General features: G+C 51.6%; 19 protein-coding genes and 1 pseudogene. 19 read left to right on the forward strand and 1 reads right to left on the reverse strand.

Annotated features, from left to right (window positions below):
- Window positions 1-33: 33 nt before the first annotated feature.
- Entirely contained in the window at window positions 34-1,107 is a 1,074-nt protein-coding gene (locus PVOR_RS09630) for a M42 family metallopeptidase (protein WP_006208968.1), read from the reverse strand.
- 554 nt (window positions 1,108-1,661) lie between these two features.
- Between PVOR_RS09630 and spoVAC the strand changes: the two genes are divergently transcribed.
- The 19 genes and pseudogenes from spoVAC to PVOR_RS09720 all read left to right on the forward strand — a co-directional run bounded on the left by spoVAC (window position 1,662) and on the right by PVOR_RS09720 (window position 18,112).
- On the forward strand, window positions 1,662-2,150 hold the full coding sequence (gene spoVAC, locus PVOR_RS09635) for a stage V sporulation protein AC (protein ID WP_006208970.1): 489 nt from the start codon (window positions 1,662-1,664) through the stop codon (window positions 2,148-2,150).
- Between the two features lie 6 nt (window positions 2,151-2,156).
- Complete coding sequence (spoVAD, locus tag PVOR_RS09640) at window positions 2,157-3,170, forward strand: stage V sporulation protein AD (RefSeq protein ID WP_006208971.1); 1,014 nt, start codon at window positions 2,157-2,159, stop codon at window positions 3,168-3,170.
- A 4-nt stretch (window positions 3,171-3,174) separates the two neighbouring features.
- The gene (spoVAE, locus tag PVOR_RS09645) at window positions 3,175-3,525 is read left to right on the forward strand and encodes a stage V sporulation protein AE (protein ID WP_006208972.1); all 351 of its coding nucleotides are present in this window, start codon (window positions 3,175-3,177) and stop codon (window positions 3,523-3,525) included.
- A gap of 174 nt (window positions 3,526-3,699) precedes the next feature.
- A complete protein-coding gene (locus tag PVOR_RS09650; protein ID WP_006208973.1) occupies window positions 3,700-4,656 on the forward strand; it encodes an AAA family ATPase in 957 nt (318 codons plus the stop codon).
- A 2-nt stretch (window positions 4,657-4,658) separates the two neighbouring features.
- Window positions 4,659-5,906, forward strand: coding sequence for a DUF58 domain-containing protein (locus PVOR_RS09655; RefSeq protein WP_006208974.1), 1,248 nt, complete (start codon window positions 4,659-4,661; stop codon window positions 5,904-5,906).
- Entirely contained in the window at window positions 5,906-7,567 is a 1,662-nt protein-coding gene (locus tag PVOR_RS09660) for a transglutaminase-like domain-containing protein (RefSeq protein ID WP_234972824.1), read from the forward strand. The genes PVOR_RS09655 and PVOR_RS09660 overlap by 1 nt, the downstream gene beginning before the upstream one ends.
- On the forward strand, window positions 7,548-8,144 hold the full coding sequence (locus PVOR_RS31595) for a DUF4129 domain-containing protein (RefSeq protein WP_234972825.1): 597 nt from the start codon (window positions 7,548-7,550) through the stop codon (window positions 8,142-8,144). The genes PVOR_RS09660 and PVOR_RS31595 overlap by 20 nt, the downstream gene beginning before the upstream one ends.
- A gap of 239 nt (window positions 8,145-8,383) precedes the next feature.
- On the forward strand, window positions 8,384-8,914 hold the full coding sequence (locus PVOR_RS09665; protein WP_006208975.1) for a YqeG family HAD IIIA-type phosphatase: 531 nt from the start codon (window positions 8,384-8,386) through the stop codon (window positions 8,912-8,914).
- Window positions 8,911-10,035, forward strand: a complete 1,125-nt coding sequence (yqeH, locus tag PVOR_RS09670; protein ID WP_006208976.1) for a ribosome biogenesis GTPase YqeH — start codon at window positions 8,911-8,913, stop codon at window positions 10,033-10,035. The genes PVOR_RS09665 and yqeH overlap by 4 nt, the downstream gene beginning before the upstream one ends.
- A gap of 53 nt (window positions 10,036-10,088) precedes the next feature.
- Window positions 10,089-10,949, forward strand: a complete 861-nt coding sequence (locus PVOR_RS09675) for a shikimate dehydrogenase (protein WP_006208977.1) — start codon at window positions 10,089-10,091, stop codon at window positions 10,947-10,949.
- 107 nt (window positions 10,950-11,056) lie between these two features.
- The gene (yhbY, locus tag PVOR_RS09680; protein ID WP_006208978.1) at window positions 11,057-11,347 is read left to right on the forward strand and encodes a ribosome assembly RNA-binding protein YhbY; all 291 of its coding nucleotides are present in this window, start codon (window positions 11,057-11,059) and stop codon (window positions 11,345-11,347) included.
- A 60-nt stretch (window positions 11,348-11,407) separates the two neighbouring features.
- Window positions 11,408-11,998 carry a nicotinate-nucleotide adenylyltransferase gene (gene nadD / locus PVOR_RS09685; protein WP_006208979.1) on the forward strand — a complete coding sequence of 197 codons (591 nt, stop codon included), beginning with the start codon at window positions 11,408-11,410 and terminating at the stop codon, window positions 11,996-11,998.
- The gene (gene yqeK, locus PVOR_RS09690; RefSeq protein ID WP_006208980.1) at window positions 11,982-12,560 is read left to right on the forward strand and encodes a bis(5'-nucleosyl)-tetraphosphatase (symmetrical) YqeK; all 579 of its coding nucleotides are present in this window, start codon (window positions 11,982-11,984) and stop codon (window positions 12,558-12,560) included. The genes nadD and yqeK overlap by 17 nt, the downstream gene beginning before the upstream one ends.
- On the forward strand, window positions 12,557-12,904 hold the full coding sequence (rsfS, locus tag PVOR_RS09695) for a ribosome silencing factor (protein ID WP_006208981.1): 348 nt from the start codon (window positions 12,557-12,559) through the stop codon (window positions 12,902-12,904). Before yqeK ends, rsfS begins: the two co-directional genes overlap by 4 nt.
- A pseudogene (locus PVOR_RS09700) lies at window positions 12,901-13,801 on the forward strand (CvfB family protein). The gene rsfS and the pseudogene PVOR_RS09700 overlap by 4 nt, the downstream one beginning before the upstream one ends.
- A 43-nt stretch (window positions 13,802-13,844) precedes the next feature.
- Window positions 13,845-14,615 carry a class I SAM-dependent DNA methyltransferase gene (locus tag PVOR_RS09705; RefSeq protein ID WP_006208983.1) on the forward strand — a complete coding sequence of 257 codons (771 nt, stop codon included), beginning with the start codon at window positions 13,845-13,847 and terminating at the stop codon, window positions 14,613-14,615.
- 323 nt (window positions 14,616-14,938) lie between these two features.
- On the forward strand, window positions 14,939-15,805 hold the full coding sequence (locus PVOR_RS09710; RefSeq protein WP_006208984.1) for a sugar phosphate isomerase/epimerase family protein: 867 nt from the start codon (window positions 14,939-14,941) through the stop codon (window positions 15,803-15,805).
- 28 nt (window positions 15,806-15,833) lie between these two features.
- Window positions 15,834-17,003, forward strand: coding sequence for a Gfo/Idh/MocA family protein (locus tag PVOR_RS09715; RefSeq protein ID WP_006208985.1), 1,170 nt, complete (start codon window positions 15,834-15,836; stop codon window positions 17,001-17,003).
- 23 nt (window positions 17,004-17,026) lie between these two features.
- Entirely contained in the window at window positions 17,027-18,112 is a 1,086-nt protein-coding gene (locus tag PVOR_RS09720; protein WP_006208986.1) for a Gfo/Idh/MocA family protein, read from the forward strand.
- The last annotated feature ends 23 nt before the right edge of the window (window positions 18,113-18,135 follow it).

Raw genomic sequence — 18,135 nt, forward strand, 5'->3', positions numbered from 1 at the left:
AAGCCAGCAGGGGCTTCCTTGAACTGATATCGCTTATGCGCGGTCCAGAATCGTCTGGAGCGTCGAGCGATCAAGACCTTTAACAAGCTTGATCAGAAGTTCTTTAGCTGCTTCATAATCATCGGTATGGATGATGGATGAAGAAGTGTGGATGTAGCGGGAACAAATGCCGATGATGGTGGATGGAACACCGATGCCGCTAAGATGTACTTGGCCAGCGTCGGTACCGCCCGGAGAGACAAAATACTGGTATTTGATTTTGTTGGTCTCCGCGGTATCTTGAACGTATTCCACCATTCCGCGGTGAGTCAGCATCGTTGGATCGAAGATGCGGAGCAGCGCGCCTTGTCCCAATTGACCGAACTGGCTCTTGTCACCCATCATGTCGTTTGCAGCACTGGCATCCAGTCCGAAGAAAATATCCGGCTGAATCAGGTTTGCCGAAGTGCGCGCCCCGCGCAGCCCCAGCTCTTCCTGAACCGTCGCACCGGCATATACCGTGTTTGGAAGCTTCTCGCCGTGAAGAGCTTTCACAAGCTCAATGGCCAGGCCTACGCCATAGCGGTTATCCCATGCTTTGGCCATGATTTTTTTGGGATTGGCCAGCGGGGTGAATTCACAGATCGGAACCACTTGCAGACCGGGACGGATGCCAAACGATTCGGCCTCCGCTTTGTTGTCCGCACCGATATCAATATACATCGTTTTGATGTCGACAGGTTTGCTGCGCTGTGCTTCATCCAGCAGATGAGTAGGAATGGAGCCGACAACGCCGACAACCGCGCCCTTATCTGTAATAATTTGCAGGCGCTGCGCAAGGACCGCTTGGCCCCACCAGCCGCCTAGCGGCTGAAAACGGACCATGCCCGCTTCGGTGATGCCGGTGACCATGAATCCAACTTCGTCCATGTGGCCGGCTACCATGACTTTTGGCCCTTCATCGTTTCCGCGGAGAACAGCAAACAGACTGCCCAGGCGATCCTGCACGAACTCATCTGTATATGGAGAGAGGGCATCCTTCACCCATGAACGAAGTTCTCTTTCAAAGCCCGGCGCAGCCGGAAACTCCGTTAGTGTTCGAAATAATTCCAATGTTGATTCATTCATAACGAATATCGCTCCTTTTGAAAAGGTATGTATGAGTTTTACTTTTCTAGTATGCCCCTATATATCTGAAAAGTCTACAAAACCGGCGCCGTGCAAGATACTCCAAATAAAAAGTAAATGACAAGCACCCTGTACGTGGGATAGGAATAGGATGATAGGAAAACAAGTGAAATTTTGTCAGTCGGGGGAAGGGGCAGAATATGAACCACCATGGGGTTGTTTGGTACGACCATCATGCCGAAGTCAGAGAACTTCTGCTCATTATGGTCCTGTTCATCCTACTCGTCATTTTGCTGAAGTTCATTCTTATATAATGACAACCTTAAGCATAATGGCAGCGAGACTTCTTTCAGCTTTCAGGTCGTATTCCTGAAGGCTGATTTTCGTGCGGATTCTCCATATGCTGGGGGACAAGCTGTGCCTCATCATGAGAAGGATGATTTTCCAAACATAAAGGAAGTTCATTCAAAGCATAATGATATCGAGTGATATCCATAGTGTCTCTTCGGCGCTTCATGAAATTCCATACTTAATTCAAGCGGAGGTGTTTTGAAATGTCCGGCTCTAATCAAAAGTCCAAGTCCGATATCACCACCATGAGCTCGGCGGAATATCAGGCCATTGCCAAAAAGCACGAACCTCCCCGCGCCATCCTTAAAAATTGTTTGCGCGCTTTTTTGGTCGGAGGTTTGATCTGTTTGATCGGCCAGTGTATCCAGCGGTTTTTTATGTCCGTATTCGATATGACTTCAACCGAAGCAAGCAATCCGACGGTTGCCGTGCTGATTATACTGTCGGTCATCCTGACCAGCTTCGGCGTGTATGACAAAATCGCGCAGTGGGCCGGGGCAGGCAGTGCCGTGCCGGTTACGGGGTTTGCCAACTCCATGTGCTCCGCAGCGCTGGAGCATCGGGCAGAGGGCCTGGTTCTAGGCGTGGGGGCCAGCATGTTTAAACTTGCAGGCTCTGTCATTGTGTTTGGTACCGTTGCTGCGTTTATTATCGGTGTCATCTATGCCATTTTTGGCATCGAAGGGAGGTAACATTCAATGAAGGTGATTGGCCAAACCTGGCAGTTCGAGAATAAACCCGTCATTATCAGCACGGGAACCATTGTAGGACCGGAGGAAGGCGAGGGACCGCTGGCGAATGATTTTGATTTTGTGTATGACAATATCGAAATTAATGAAAAAACATGGGAAAAGGCCGAGCGGAAGCTGCTTGAGGATGCTTCCAGAAAAGCAGTGGAGAAGGCGGGCATCAAAGAGGACCAGCTGCAGTTTTTTGTGGGCGGGGATCTGATGAACCAGATCATCAGCAGTTCTTTTGCCGCCAGACAGATGGGTGTGCCTTATATCGGCGTATTTGGTGCTTGCTCCACCTCCATGGAAAGTCTGGCCGTCGCCTCGATGCTGGTGGATTCGGGAGGAGCCAAGTATGTGATGGCCGGAACGGCAAGCCATAACTGCACGGTGGAGAAGCAGTTCCGCTATCCGACGGAGTACGGATCACAGAAGCCGCCCTATGCGCAGTATACGATTACGGGAGCAGGCTGCTCCGTTGTTTCGGACAAGGGGGATGGCCCTGCGGTCACCTATGCCACCATCGGCAAGGTTGTGGACCTGGGTATTAAGGATCCGTTCAACATGGGGGCGGCAATGGCTCCTGCGGCAGCAGATACGATTACCAAGCACTTTAAGGATACAGGCCGGCAGGCGAAGGATTATGACTTGATTGTCACCGGTGACCTGGCCTCGGTGGGGCTTCCCATCGCCAAGGATCTTCTGAAGAAGAATGATGTCATCATGGACGGTACGGTGTTTGCCGATTGCGGGTTGATGATCTACGACTTGGAGAAACAGAAATATGTGAATGCCGGAGGCAGCGGGTGTGGCTGCTCGGCTGTAGTCACATACGGCCATATCTTGAAACGGATGCGCAAAGGCGAATTAAAAAAGGTGCTGATTGTGGCTACCGGGGCTCTGCTGTCGCCGCTTTCGTACCAGCAGGGCGAGAGCATTCCGTGTATTGCTCATGCCGTAGCCTTAGAGATGGGAGGATAATGTTATGCAGTTTCTGTGGGCTTTTATTATAGGCGGTCTGATTTGCGTTATTGGGCAAATTATGATGGATGTTATCAAGCTGACACCGGCACATACGATGAGTACTTTAGTGGTGGCCGGAGCCGTTGCTGACGGTTTCGGGTTATATGAACCGCTTGTCAAATTTGCCGGAGCCGGAGCCTCGGTGCCTATCACCAGCTTTGGCAATTCCCTTGTTCACGGCGCCTTAACGGAGCTGGGGAGGGACGGCTGGATCGGGGTCGTGACGGGGATATTCGAAGTAACGAGTGCAGGGATATCCTCAGCGATCATTTTCTCTTTTCTTGCAGCTTTGTTCGTCCGTCCGAAGGGATAAGCCATATGATGCGGTTTGCAAGACCCTGGTACTGTACCAGGGTCTTTTGCCTGTTTATGCGGACCTGTAAACAGGTTAATAACCAAAATATCTCTTCGAATGTACTCCGGGACTTCGATCATGTACAATAGTACTAAATTAAGTATTTATTCCCTTACAGGAGGTTAGTCATACATGCCCGTAAGCCAAGAATCCATGAAAATCATTACCTCGGTACGAACCAATCTGGAGTCGTGCCTGCTAGGCAAAGAATTTGAGATCCAATTGCTCCTTACGGCGCTGCTCGCCGGCGGACATGTTCTGATCGAAGATGTGCCCGGCACAGGAAAGACCCAATTGATCAAAGCATTAGCTAAATCCATGCAGGGAGACTACCGCCGCATTCAGTGCAATCCGGACATTCTCCCGAGTGATATAACAGGGGTTTCGGTATTCCACCCTCGTGACGAAATGTTCTACTTCCGTCCAGGCCCGGTCATGACCAATATTCTGCTGGCGGATGAAATAAATCGAGCTACCACCAAGACGCAATCGGCTCTGCTTGAAGTGATGGAGGAGCGCAGTGTAACGGTGGACGGGGCGACCCACGAACTTCCCCATCCCTTCATGCTGTGCGCTACCCAGAACCCGATCGATTTTGAAGGTACGTACATGCTCCCGGAGGCCCAGCTGGACCGGTTTATGTTAAAACTCAGCCTGGGTTACCCTGATGCCGCAACGGAGAAGCAGCTGATGTACCGTTCACGTGACGGACAGCTGGCGGACAAGCTGCAGCCGGTAACACATATGGATACAATCTCCGCCATTCAGCGTGAAATTCGGGACGTCTTCATCGGCGAGCCTGTTGCCGACTACCTGCTGAATATCACCCGCTCGACGCGTGAACATCCTTCCGTTATGCTGGGCGCAAGCCCCCGGGCAACCCTGTCATTCATGAACGCGGTCAAAGCCTACGCCTTCTTGAACGAGCGGGATTATGTTTTGCCTGATGATGTCAAGACGCTTGCTCCGTACGTACTTTCGCACCGGATCATGCTGCGTCCGGAAGCCAGACTCGACAATGCGAGTCCGGAATCGGTGCTTGAGTTTATACTGCGTCAGGTCAAAGTGCCTGTACAAATGGGGAAATAGGCATGCGCCGTGCGGTTTCGTTATTTTTGAATGGCATGCAGCCGTCCAGACTGGCAGCGGTGTTGGCGGTATGGTGCCTGTGTCTTATGTACGTTTTGTTTCAAGGAGGCAAAACCTCGCTCATGCTGTTCTCGATGGTGAGCCTCCTGACGATATATCTGATCGGTGCTGGCTTTGGCGGTGTCAATCGAGTCAAAGCGCAGCGCAGCGTACTGGGCGGGTCGGAGCGTGCTGGAGAGCAGCTTCATGCCGGTGAACAGGTTCGCGTGAAGCTGGAGGTTCATGTTCCAGGCTTGCTGCCTATGCCATACATGATTGTACGTGAAGTGCTGCAGAGGCATAACGGCGACTCCTGGTCATTCGAGGACAGCATCATTCCGAACCTTCGCGGTACAGGCAAGCTTGTATTCCAGACGCCGCCGCTTGAGCGGGGGCGGTATGCTTTTTCCAAAACGGAATGCATAAGCGAAGATATTTTCGGCTTAATGGAGCACAAGGGACGGATTGAAGTTCAGACGGATTTTCGCGTATTGCCGAGAACCATCTATATCCCCAAGTGGCATCGAAACATTCGGAATTCCAGATTAGGCGGCACGCATACAACGATATCGGCTTCAAGACGGGAAACAACGCAGATCAATGGAGTCCGCGATTATGTATATGGTGACCGGATCTCCCGGATTCACTGGAACGCTACGGCAAAGACCGGCTCCTGGAAGTCGAAGGAATTCGAGCATGAATCCTTTCCGAAGACGATGATCGTTCTGGATTGCACCGCAGAAGGGTTTGATAACGCCCAGCAGTTTGAGCTCGCTGTATCGGCAGCGGCGTCGTTGATTGAATATGGTGCCAAGGAGCATGCGGGTACAGGTCTGTTCACAACCACGCAGGAAGCCAAAATGTTCGCTCCCGCCGACCATGCGGGCGAACGGATGCGGATGATTCAGCATTTGGTTGATGTGGATTATAACCGAAAGGGCAAATTGATCGCTTCCCTGGAGAAGTCCTATCGTCATTTTCCCAAAGGCGCCTTGTTCCTGTTGATCAGTCCGATGAGTGGCAAGGAAGCATCCGAGATTATGCGCTGGGTTGAAACCAGGGGGATGAACCCTTGTTTTCTGCAAATTCATAACCCGAACGAAAAGAAGCGGCAGGATGAATCCATATCGCTCCTTCAATCCCGGGGCATATCGAGTTATTCGGTTTCCTCGCTGGATGAGCTTCCGGCTGCGCTTGGAGGTGGTGTTTGATGAGACTATGGCTGGATAAACTGTCCACGACCTTCTTCAGTACATTGGCGATGCTCTGGCTCTGGATCATGGGCATGCAGTGGGTATCCTTCACCGAAACGATCTGGCTCTCGGAAACGACGGCCATTGTCATAGCGGCGTTAACCATCACGGCTGTCATTGAAGCCCTGCTTCCCATTAAACAGGGCTACAGGCTGCTGATACAGTTTGTTTTGATTCTCTATTGCGTGTACAGTTTGCTGAAGTCTTACGGCAATCCGGTTCCTGTCATGACAAGTGAAAGTGTTTTGGCTGAAGAAATCATGTATCTCTTTCCCTATTTATGGTTCGCTGTCGCTGCCTGGGCGATTTTCCTGTTCATTGCACACTGGGCCAAAACCAAAGGACGCGTCCTTTTTATTGTCGGGCTGAATGTCATCAGCTTTGCCGTGCTGGATTCCTTTACAAAAATTGTGCTGTGGGATGAGATCGCTTGGGTGGTCGGAGCCGGAATGGGCTGGCTTGTTTCCAGCCATTTCAACCGGTTCCGCAGACGGTTTCCTCAGGGCTGGATCAACTTATCAAAATACCCGTTTAAGATTATTGCTAACATTTTGGTTATATTCTCTTTGATTATTGTAGCTGGCGTGAATATGCCTCATGTGCAGCCGACATTAACAGATCCTTATACGGCATGGAGGGAATGGAGCGGGGTGCCGCTGTCCACGGGCAGTACAACCGGAACCGGAACTCTTATCGAGTCTTCATCAGAGAGCATGTCCGGTTACGGAAGAGAGGACAATGATCTTGGCGGCGGCTTTAACTTCGACTACTCACCGGTGATGTCAATCACCTCGGATGAACGCAGCTACTGGCGCGGCGAGACCAGAGCGGTGTATTCCGGCACAGGTTGGGCAGACGGAGCCAGCAGCCGGCGTTCCGGTACAGGCGTAGAGATCGGCGAGGAACTGCCGGGTGAATCGAACGGATCACTATCCACCAAGAAACTGGAGCAATCAGTGACGATGCTGAGTGATACGGTGTACCCCGTATTGTTCGGTGCATACTCTGTTAAGCAGCTGGAGGGTCTGGATGAAGATATTGATCCGGGGCGGCTCCGCTGGCAGATGGAAGGCGCGGAAATGCATCTGGATGATGTCCGGGATGCAGATTATCCGAAGAGTTATACCTTAACCTCTGAAGTGCCGGTTATTCCTATTGATGAGCTGAGCACAAGAACATACGATCAGTTGTATTCCGGCTCTATGGACGATGCCTATATCCAGAAGCCGAGAAATTTCCCGGAACGCGTCACAACGCTGGCTGAGGAAATTACGGCTGAAGGAGATACTCCGTATGAGAAGGTTATGCTTTTGCAACAATATCTAACAAGCAACTATACCTATACGAACACCCCTGACCTTACCCGCAAGAAGAGCGATGATTTCGTGGATGGTTTTCTGTTTGAGGTCAAGGAAGGATATTGTGATTACTTTTCTACCTCGCTTGTCATGATGACAAGGTCCCTTGATATCCCAGCACGCTGGGTAAAGGGTTATGCTCCCGGCAGCCTGACGGCTTCGGAATACATGCCGATGGATGGTCAAACCCCGATTGAGCCAGGGAACTATACCGTAACGAATGTCAGACGCCCATTCTTGGGTGGAGGTATATTTCGGTGAGTACGGATGGGTTCCGATTGAAGCAACGCCGGGATTTAGCATGCCCATCCTGACAGCCGACACAGATGCCGAGCCGGTCATTGAGGAAGACGTTGAAGAAGAAGAGAGTGCAGAGGATGAAACCACTCCTGCTTCCGCCTCTAATGATAAACAATCCGGGTGGGTCAAAATGATTGTAACGGCTGCCGCGGTTGTAATCGTATTGTGGATTCTGTATATTTTGTGGAGAATGCGTATCAGCCTGCGTTTTGCAGGAGCGCGCATTCGTGCAGGCAAGCCGCTGACGGCAGCGGATAAAGTCATTGCCGAAACCGAACGCTGGATTCGTTCCGTGCACCGCAAGGGATTGGTACGCCAGGAACATGAAACGCTTCGTGAGTCGGTGAAGCGCTGGTTGCAAGCACATCCTGCGCTGGAATCCGAAATGAGACCGCTGCTGCAGCAATTCGAGGCTGCACGTTACAGTCCTGCTGAAGTGCAGGAGGAGCAGTGGCGTTCCGTTCAAAATGATGCCGAGAAACTGAAGAAGTCTATAAAAAAGATTCGAATTGTGCATGAAAAACGGCTGTCGCCGTAATTCCAGGAAGACAGACCGCATAGTGGTGGTTGTTCTTGCGATATCAGGATACCTCGATATGGATACGTGCTCTGATATCCAGTAATTTCAAGACCGCCCGGCTCTCTTCCTGAGCTGCCGGGTGGTCTTTTGCTGGTCATGATGATTACGCGGTATGAAGGATGAAAAAGGCTCGTGATTATTTTTACTAAGGAACCGGAATATGGTATAGTTTTTCGTATGAAATTGAGGTGACGAACTTGTTTGAAATGTTAATCCCAAAGCTCCGTGTCAATACGGTTTTTGATATTAACCTAGAAGAATTATATGAGCAGGGGTATCGTGGAATCATTACGGATCTGGATAACACCCTCGTTGGTGCAAAGGCTCCGCTGGCGACACCGGAACTGGTCGTTTGGTTCAAAAGAGTGAAGGAGCTTGGCTTTCAGCTCATCATTGTTTCGAACAACCAGCTCGAACGCGTGTCCAAATTTGCGACGCCGCTGGATATCCAATATGTGCACGAAGCCCGTAAGCCCAGCAATACTCCGTTTCGCAAAGCCATGAAAATGATGGAGCTCACTCCGGATAAAACGGTGGTTGTCGGTGACCAGATGCTGACTGATGTATATGGCGGGAATCGCCTCGGTTTGTATACGGTTCTGGTTATGCCTATCGCAATCAGCGATGAGGGATGGTTTACCCGTCTGGTTAATCGCCGGGTGGAACGCATCGCATTGACCCGTTTACGCAAAAAAGGATTATGGATGGAGGAGGAACCGAAATCATGACGTTGCCTACAGGCGGAGACATCAAGAAGTGCAGCGGCTGCGGCATACCGCTTCAGAGTGCAGCACAGGACAAGCCCGGCTATTTGCCGGAGAAGGCCTGGGACCGTGAACCGGTCATTTGCCAGCGCTGTTTCCGGATCAAGAATTATAATGAAGCATCCTCGGTAACCGTAGATCAGGACGAATTTTTACGGCTGCTCGGACAAATTGGCGGCAAGAATGCGCTTGTTATTCATATTGTGGACCTCTTTGACTTTGAAGGAAGTCTCATTTCAGGACTGCAGCGTTTTGTCGGCAATAACCCTGTCGTTTTGGCTGTTAATAAAACAGACCTTCTGCCGAAAGTTACCAATTGGAACAAGGTTCTGAATTGGGTGCAGAAGCAGTGCAAGGAGCATGGCCTGAGAACGGAAGATATAGTGCTCTGCAGCGCGAAGAAGAATCAAGGCTTCGAGCGGCTGCTGGAGATGGTCGGGCAGCACAGAGGCGACCGTGACGTATATGTAGTTGGAGCCACGAACGTAGGCAAATCCAGCTTGATCAACCGTTTGATCCGCGACTACAGTGATCTGGATCAGGAGTTGACCGTTTCCCGTTATCCGGGAACGACATTGGATATGGTCAATATCCCGCTGGATGATGGCCGGTATATTATTGATACGCCGGGCATCGTATACCCTTGGCGCTATAGCGAGGTAGTCAGCCGTGAGGATTTGGGGACAGTGATGCCGGAGAATCCGTTGAAACCGATGGTATACCAGCTGAACGAGGGTCAGACCCTGTTCTTCGGAGGTTTTGGCCGCTTTGACTTTTTGCAAGGGGAGCATCAATCCTTCACTTGCTTCATCAGCGGCCGATTAGGCATTCATCGGACCAAGCTGGAACGGGCGGATTCGTTGTTTGAGGAGCATGCCGGAGAGCTCCTCTCGCCCCCGACTAAGGAACGGCTTGAGGAATTACCGGAATGGACAAGACATGAAATCCGTATACCGAAGGGAACGCGCCAAGACGTGTTTATATCCGGCCTCGGCTGGATCAAGATCAACGGTGAACAGGGTGCGCTTGTAGCGGTTCATGCACCGAAAGGAATCAAAGTTCTGTCGCGTCCATCCTTGATATAAGTGACTCATCCATAGGTGCACCATTGGCTTATGGCGGGAGAGGCGGAGGAGAAATGAAAGAGAATTCATGGATCGAGCGTGATTACCTGCTCCTTGGCGTTATGGGGGATCCCATCGGCCACTCGAAATCGCCGGCCATGCATAATGCGGCCATAACCGCACTGGGGTTATCGGGCGCCTATGTGCCGCTTCATGTACGTCCGGAAGGATTAGGGGAAGCGATCCAGGCTGTGAAAGCGTTGGGGTTTCGTGGCGTAAACGTTACGATCCCCCACAAGGTGGAGGTTATGAAGTATCTGGATGTCGTTGATGAAGGGGCGCGGCAGATCGGCGCCGTCAATACCATCGTCAATGACAACGGCACCCTAAAGGGTTACAATACGGATGGCATCGGATATGTTCGTTCATTGAAGGATGAAGCGTGTCCCGACCTCAAAGGGAAGCGCATTGTTGTCCTTGGAGCCGGAGGCGCTGCCCGGGGTATCATTTATGCCCTTATCGGCGAAAAGCCCGAGACGATATCGATCGTGAACCGGACAGCCGCCAAAGCGCTGGCGTTGGCTGAGGAATGGAGCTCGCTTGCCGACTTGAGGGGATACGGTGAAGATTATGCCGAAGAGGCATTGCTTACAGCGGATGTCATTATCAACACAACCTCTGTAGGCATGTTTCCCCGGATTTCGGAGATTCCTATCCCTCAAGGGCACATTCCGGAAGGGATCGTGGTCAGCGATCTGATCTATAACCCGCTGAAGACGGAGCTTCTCCGGCAAGGTGAGTTGCGGCAATGCACTGTGCATGGCGGACTTGGGATGTTTATCAACCAGGGCGCGTATGCACTGGAGTATTGGACGGGATTGACGGCACCTGTGCAGGCCATGAAGGAAGCGGTTCTGAGCAGCTTTCAAGCCTGAACCGGTGCATCTTGTTTATTGATTAATGGTGAAGCAAAAGCTACAATATAGCTTTCGACCAATCCGTTGGATTTAATAATTGAATATTTAAGGAGTAATGACCAAGCATGTTAACAGGAAAGCAAAAACGACATTTACGTTCCCTTGCGCACCATCTGGATCCGCTGTTCCAGGTAGGCAAGGGAGGAAGCAACGAGCATCTGATCCGCCATATTTCCGAGGCGATTGAGAAGCGTGAGCTGCTGAAAGTATCCGTATTGAACAACTGCCTTGAAGATCCTCGGGAAATCGCGCAGGAACTTGCCGAGGGAGCCAAAGCGGAATTGGTGCAGGTCATCGGCAAAACGATCGTGCTCTATAAAGAATCCAAAGATTACAAGACCATCGAACTGCCATAAGGGAGCACGTTGCTCCTTGTAAGGCAGTAGAATAACTCTCTATAAGGGGAGGCGATCCGGATGAAGGTAGGGATAATGGGTGGAACCTTTGATCCCATTCATATCGGGCATATGCTGGCAGCTGAAGCTGCACGGGATACTTATGACCTGGATGAGGTATGGTTCATGCCGAGTCATATCCCCCCGCACAAGGAAGATGCCGGCGTAACCGGACTCATGCGGCTGGAAATGACGGCCGAGGCTGTAGCCGACCATCCGTCCTTTCGTACATTGGACTGGGAAGTGCAACGCGGCGGAGTTTCCTACACCGTCGACACCGTCAGAGAGCTGCGGGATACGTATCCCGAGCATGAATTTTCGTTCATTATCGGAGCGGATATGGTGGCATACCTTCCCAAGTGGAACCGCATTGAGGAACTGGCGGAAATGCTCATCTTTATCGGGCTCAACCGTCCCGGGACCAAGCTGTCCGTGGATGAGCTGCCGGAATTTCTGCGTCAGGTGGTGGTCACGGCGGAGATGCCGCTGATCGAAATATCCTCCACCCTGATTCGGGATAGAGCGGCATCGGGCTTGTCCATCCGTTATATGGTACCGGACCGTGTTTATGATTATATTGTTAGGAGCGGTATATATGCTGTACAGCCGTGAGAAACTGATTGACGCTGTATCCTCCCAGATGCCGGCCAAACGCTGGGAGCACACGCAGGGCGTAATGGAAACCGCCGTCATCCTGGCCGGCCGGTTTGGAGCCGACCCGGTTAAGGCGGAGCTGGCAGCCATCCTGCATGATGTTGCAAAATATTGGCCTGTGCAGAGGCTTCACCAGATGATGGTGGATCATAAACTCTCCGAAGAGCTGCTCCATTACGACAAGCAGCTCTGGCACGCTGAGGTCGGTGCTTTTGTAGCGCAGCAGGAGTATGGGGTGACGGATGCCCAGGTGCTTGACGCAATTCGTTACCATACGTCAGGACGCATAGGAATGACGCTGCTGGACAAGGTGGTCTGCCTTGCGGATTACATGGAACCGGGACGGGATTTTCCCGGGGTGAATAATATTCGCGAACTGGCCAACCATAGCCTTGAAGAGGCGCTTGCCGCCGGTTTTGATTCCACGATCGGACACCTGCTATCACGCAGACAAATTATTTATCCGTTGACGGTATTAGCCCGCAACGATCTAATTAAGCAATTGGAGGCGAATTCATGACGTTGAAACCGAATGAGTTGTTAAATGTGGCAGTTGCCGCCGCAGAAGATAAAAAGGCAATGGATCTCGTTGTTCTGGATCTCAGAGGGATTTCGCTAATCGCAGACTATTTTGTCATCTGTCACGGTAACTCGGATACCCAGGTGCAAGCGATAGCAACCGAAATCCGCAAACGGGCCCATGATGAAGGCGTAGCTCTTCGCGGACTGGAAGGAATGGACGCAGCCCGCTGGGTATTGATGGATCTTGGAGATGTTATCGTGCATATTTTCCACCGCGATGAGCGCGAGTATTACAATATCGAGCGTCTGTGGTCGGATGCTAAAGTGGTGGAGAACGTATGAGTTTAATTGCCGGCACATTGACGGAGCTGGTTGTATCCAGAGAAGTTTCTCCTTACGGTTATTTTCTGGATGGCGGCGATCGGGATGTGCTTCTTCACTATTCGGAGCTCACGGGCAAGATTGAACCGGGGGACACGGTAGAGGTATTTATTTTCTTTGATACGGAAGATCGCTTGGCTGCAACGATGAAGAAACCTTATCTGACACTGGGTGAAACCGCGAAGCTGCAGGTGGCGGATGTTCATCCCCGTCTTGGGTGTTTTCTTGAGATGGGGCTTGGCAGACAATTGCTGCTTCCAATCCGGGAGTTGCCTGAGATGCGGGAACTGCATCCGGTCGTGGGAGACTATGTGTTTGTCATTATGGAGCATGACAAGCAAGGGCGTCTTCGGGCGAAGCTTGCCGGCGAGCAGGAGCTGGCTCCGCTTTCGTTCCATGCGCCTGATTCATGGAAGGGCGAATGGTTCACAGCCCTCGTCTATAAACCGCTCCAGATGGGCACATTTGTCATCATTGACGGAGGCGTGGTCGGCTTTGGTGCAATCGGCATGATCCATTCCTCCGAACGGACACGCATGCTGCGCCTTGGCGAAGAGGTCAAAGTCCGGGTGAGCCATATTCGGGAAGATGGAAGGGTCAACCTGTCCATGGTTCCGCAAAAAGAGATCGGCCGGACAGATGATGCCGACCGGCTCCTTGCTTTTCTGAAGGAGCGCCCGGGCCATGCGATGCCGTATTCGGATGATACACCGCCCGATATCATCAAGCAGCGATTTGGCATAAGCAAATCCGCTTTCAAACGTGCGCTTGGACAAACTGATGAAGGACGGGCTCGTTACCCAGAAGGACAGCTGGACGTATATGGTCAATAAAGAAGAGAATACCGATTCTAAGTAACAACCCGGATCATAGGGGAAGCTTCTAGGAAAGTGGTGTCATCATGTTGTCTTACCGCAAGTTTGCTTACGTATATGATCAACTCATGGAAGACATGCCTTATCCGGATTGGATCCGCTTTGCGAGAACAGCCTGGGATAAACACGGAATGCCAAAAAGCGTTGCGGAGCTCGGGTGCGGAACTGGCAGTATCACCATCCCGCTGGTTAACTCCGGATTTGAGGTAACAGGTATTGATCTGTCAGCGGACATGCTGTCCGTTGCCAGACGCAAGCTCGAGGGAACACCGCAGGGGCACCGTTTATTTCGGGAGGGCAGCGTCCGCTGGGTACAGCAGGATATGCGCTCCTGGGAACTGCCAGAGCAGGTGGATTCTGTCATTTCATTTTGTGATTGTGTGAACTACCTGCTGGAGGAGAAGGACATACGCTCCGCTTTTGCACGGACTTACAGCGGTCTTAAGGAAGGCGGCACGTTCCTCTTTGATGTGCATCACCCCAATACGCTGATTCGTTATGACGAAGAGCAGCCATTCGTTCTGGATGAACGGGAAGTGTCCTATATCTGGACATGCGACCTGGATGAACGTCGTTGTGAGATTGAACATCATCTTTCCATTTTTGCCAGGGACGATCAGGATCCTTCGGTTTACCGCCGCTTTGAGGAGACTCATGTCCAGCGCGGATACGACCCGGAATGGATGAGAGTTGAACTGGTGAAGGCCGGATTTCGGGATGTGAAATGTTATGCCGATTTTGAGTGGATTGAAGCAGGGCAGGATGCATCCCGGCTGTTCTACGTTGCCGTAAAATAATGAATACTTATGATAAGGAAGGCACTCTTACCGTCTGTTCCAGGACGGCAGGGGTGCTTTTTTGCGTTAAGGACGGTTGATTGTATTCAAAGACACTTCTTTTCCGCTTTGTTTGACTGTGGTTAAGGTTCGGATACAGGGATATGGGTTTGCCTCCTGGACTGTGCTACGATGTTGGAGAGAGAGAAAAGACAGAAATGAGAGCGCTATCTGCAAGGTTGGTTCTATGAATCTATGACGCTCTGAATGATAAGAAATGAGTCCAACGATGATCAAATGTTGCTCATGCAAATTCACAGGTCTGAAGAGAGGATGACGGAATAATGAAACTGTCTGTTTTTACAGTCGCAACACCTGATTTGCAGCCTGAGGCGCTGGCTAAATCAGCGGCTGATGCCGGTATTGAGGGCATTGAATGGCGCTTCAAGGAAGTTCCAGCCGATGCCGCAGAGGAGAAGCCTTCCTTCTGGCGTCATAATCGATGCTCAATAGATCCGGGAGGCACGGAGGAGGATTGGCTTAGATTCCGCCAAGCTGCCGACAAGTTTGGACGGCGCAGTCTTGCGGTGGTCCCCTATCTGACCTGTGGTGATGTGGAAGCAACGGAAAAGGTCATGCAGGCAGCCAAGCTGATCGGAGCTTCATTTATTCGCGTGGGTATTCCGGGATATGACCGAAAGCACAACTACAATGAACTGTACGATCAAGCGGTACGGTATTTACACGAGGTTCAGGACTTGGCAGCGGCTTATCAAGTCAAGGCATTGGTGGAGACACATCATCTGACGATTGCGCCGAGTGCGGGACTAACGCACCGTCTTGTATCCCACTTCAATCCACAGCATATTGGGGTGCTGTATGATCCGGGCAATATGGTCCATGAAGGGTATGAGAATTACCGAATGGGCCTGGAACTGCTGGGTCCCTATCTGGCTCATGTCCATGTTAAGAATGCAGGATACCGCAAGACTCCATCAGAGGATGGAAGCACGGCAGTCTGGTCTGGAGAATGGGTTTCTCTTGCCCAGGGAGCCGTTCCGTGGGTGCAAGTGATACAGGATTTGCATTCGGTGGGCTACGATGGTTATTTCGGGATTGAAGACTTTAGCGGTACGTATGAGTCTACGGAGATGCTGCTCCGTTTTGCCGAGCAGATGAAGGTCTGGGCAGATCATAAACAGCGCGTGTAGACATTCATTCACAAGGGAGGTAAGAAATATGGATCAAGTAAGAGTAGCCGTCATTGGACTCGGCATGGGATTCTCGCATGCCAGAACGCTTGCAGCAGGCCGGATTGCCGGAGGGAAGCTCAGCGCTATATGTGACCTCAACCCGGCTAAGCAGGAAGAGGCGAAGGCAACACTGCCCTCGGATGTGAAAATCTGGAATGATGCGGATGCTTTAATAGCTTCGGGAGAGATCGATGCGGTGATCATTGCCACGCCGCATTATGCACATCCACAAGTGGCGATAAAATGCCTCAGTCATGGACTCCACGTCCTGATCGAGAAGCCGGCGGGCGTCTATACCAAGCAGGTTCGGGAAATGAACCTTGCCGCTGCGAGCAGTGGCAAAGTCTTTTCGATTATGTATAACCAGCGCTGTAATCCGCTGTATAAGAAGCTTCGGGAGCTGATTGCAGACGGCGAGCTTGGTGAGATCCGGCGGATGAACTGGATCGTAACCAATTGGTACCGGTCCCAAAGCTATTATGATTCCGGCGGTTGGCGTGCAACCTGGGGCGGTGAAGGTGGAGGCGTGCTGATCAACCAGTCTCCGCATCAGCTGGATTTGTGGCAGTGGACGACCGGAATGATGCCGAAGAGGATTCGTGCCTTTTGTTCGTTTGGCAAATACCGCAATATTGAAGTGGAAGACGATGTAACGGCTTATGCTGAATATGAGAATGGTGCAACGGCCGTTTTTATTACCACAACGGGCGAAGCGCCTGGAACGAACCGGTACGAAGTGACGGGGGACCGTGGAAAAATCGTCATTGAGGACGGAAAGCTTACCTTCTGGCGCCTTCGCGTTCCGGAACCCGAATTCAATCAGCAGTATACCGGAGGTTTTGGAGAACCGGAATGCTGGAAATGCGATGTGCCGATCTCGGGTGATAATCCTCAGCACAGCGGCATTATTCAAAATTTTGTGGATGCCATTCGTCAAGGCACGCCGCTGATTGCGCCGGGCGAAGAGGGGATCCACGGATTGACGCTGTCAAACGCGATGCATCTGTCCACCTGGACCGATCATTGGGTGGATCTGCCCTTGAACGAAGATTTGTATTATGAGCTGCTGCAGGAACGCATTGCCCAATCTTCCAGCCAGAAGACCGTCAGAGAGGTTGGACCGGTTGATATGAGCAAAACGTTCGGAACCTATTAATGAACCGTCAGGAGGCAATCGGTATGGATCGCAGTAATGGAATGCTCTATGCGCCGGTTGGCAAAGCCCAGCCGGTGTGCAAGCCAGGGGATTTTGTCTTTGCCGCCATGTCGCTGGAGCACGGACATATATACGGCATGTGTAACGGATTAATTGAAGCGGGGGCAACTTTAAAATGGGTGTATGATTCAGACCCCGCCAAGGTAGCGGCTTTTCTCGAGACCTATCCAGGCGTAACCGCCGCTTCCTCCGAGGCACAGGTGCTCGAGGATGCGGAAGTTCATCTTGTAGCGGCTGCCGCCATTCCATCGGAGAGATGTGAGCTTGGTTTGAAGGTTATGTCACACGGCAAGGATTATTTTACCGATAAGACGCCGTTCACCACCCTGGAGCAGGTAAGCTCCGCACGTGCAAAGGCGGCAGAGACAGGCAGGAAGTATATGGTTTATTACAGTGAACGGCTGCATGTGGAGAGTGCGGTCCACGCGGGTCGGCTGATACAGGACGGCGTGATCGGCCGCGTGGTGCAGGTGATGGGAACAGGACCGCACCGCTTAAATGCTCCATCCCGTCCGGACTGGTTTTTCCGCCATCAGCAGTATGGCGGCATATTGTGCGATATCGGGTCCCACCAGATTGAGCAGTTTTTGTTTTTTGCAGGCTGCCGCGATGCCAAGGTGCTCAGCAGCAAGGTGGGCAATTATGCGAATCCGGCCTACCCGGAGCTGGAGGATTTCGGAGATGCGACACTTCTCGGAGACAATGGGGCCACGAATTATTTCCGTGTCGATTGGCTGACGCCTGGGGGCCTTGGTACCTGGGGCGACGGAAGAACCGTTATTTTGGGAACGGACGGATATATCGAACTTCGTAAATACATTGATATTGCCAGACATCCACAAGGCGATCATCTGTATTTGGTTAACGGCGAAGGGGAGTTTCATATGGAGCTGCAGGGCAAGGTAGGCTATCCGTTTTTCGGAGAGCTGATCCTGGATTGTCTGGAACGGACCGAGTTTGCCATGTCCCAGGAGCACGCCTTCAAGGCCGGCGAATTATGCGTGATTGCTCAGAATGAAGCCATGCGCATTCAAGAAAATCATATATAATAGAGAAAAACTCCGCGATGTTC

Origin of the sequence: Paenibacillus vortex V453 (genome assembly GCF_000193415.1) — a bacterium.
Classification (GTDB): Bacteria; Bacillota; Bacilli; order Paenibacillales; family Paenibacillaceae; genus Paenibacillus_AQ; species Paenibacillus_AQ glucanolyticus.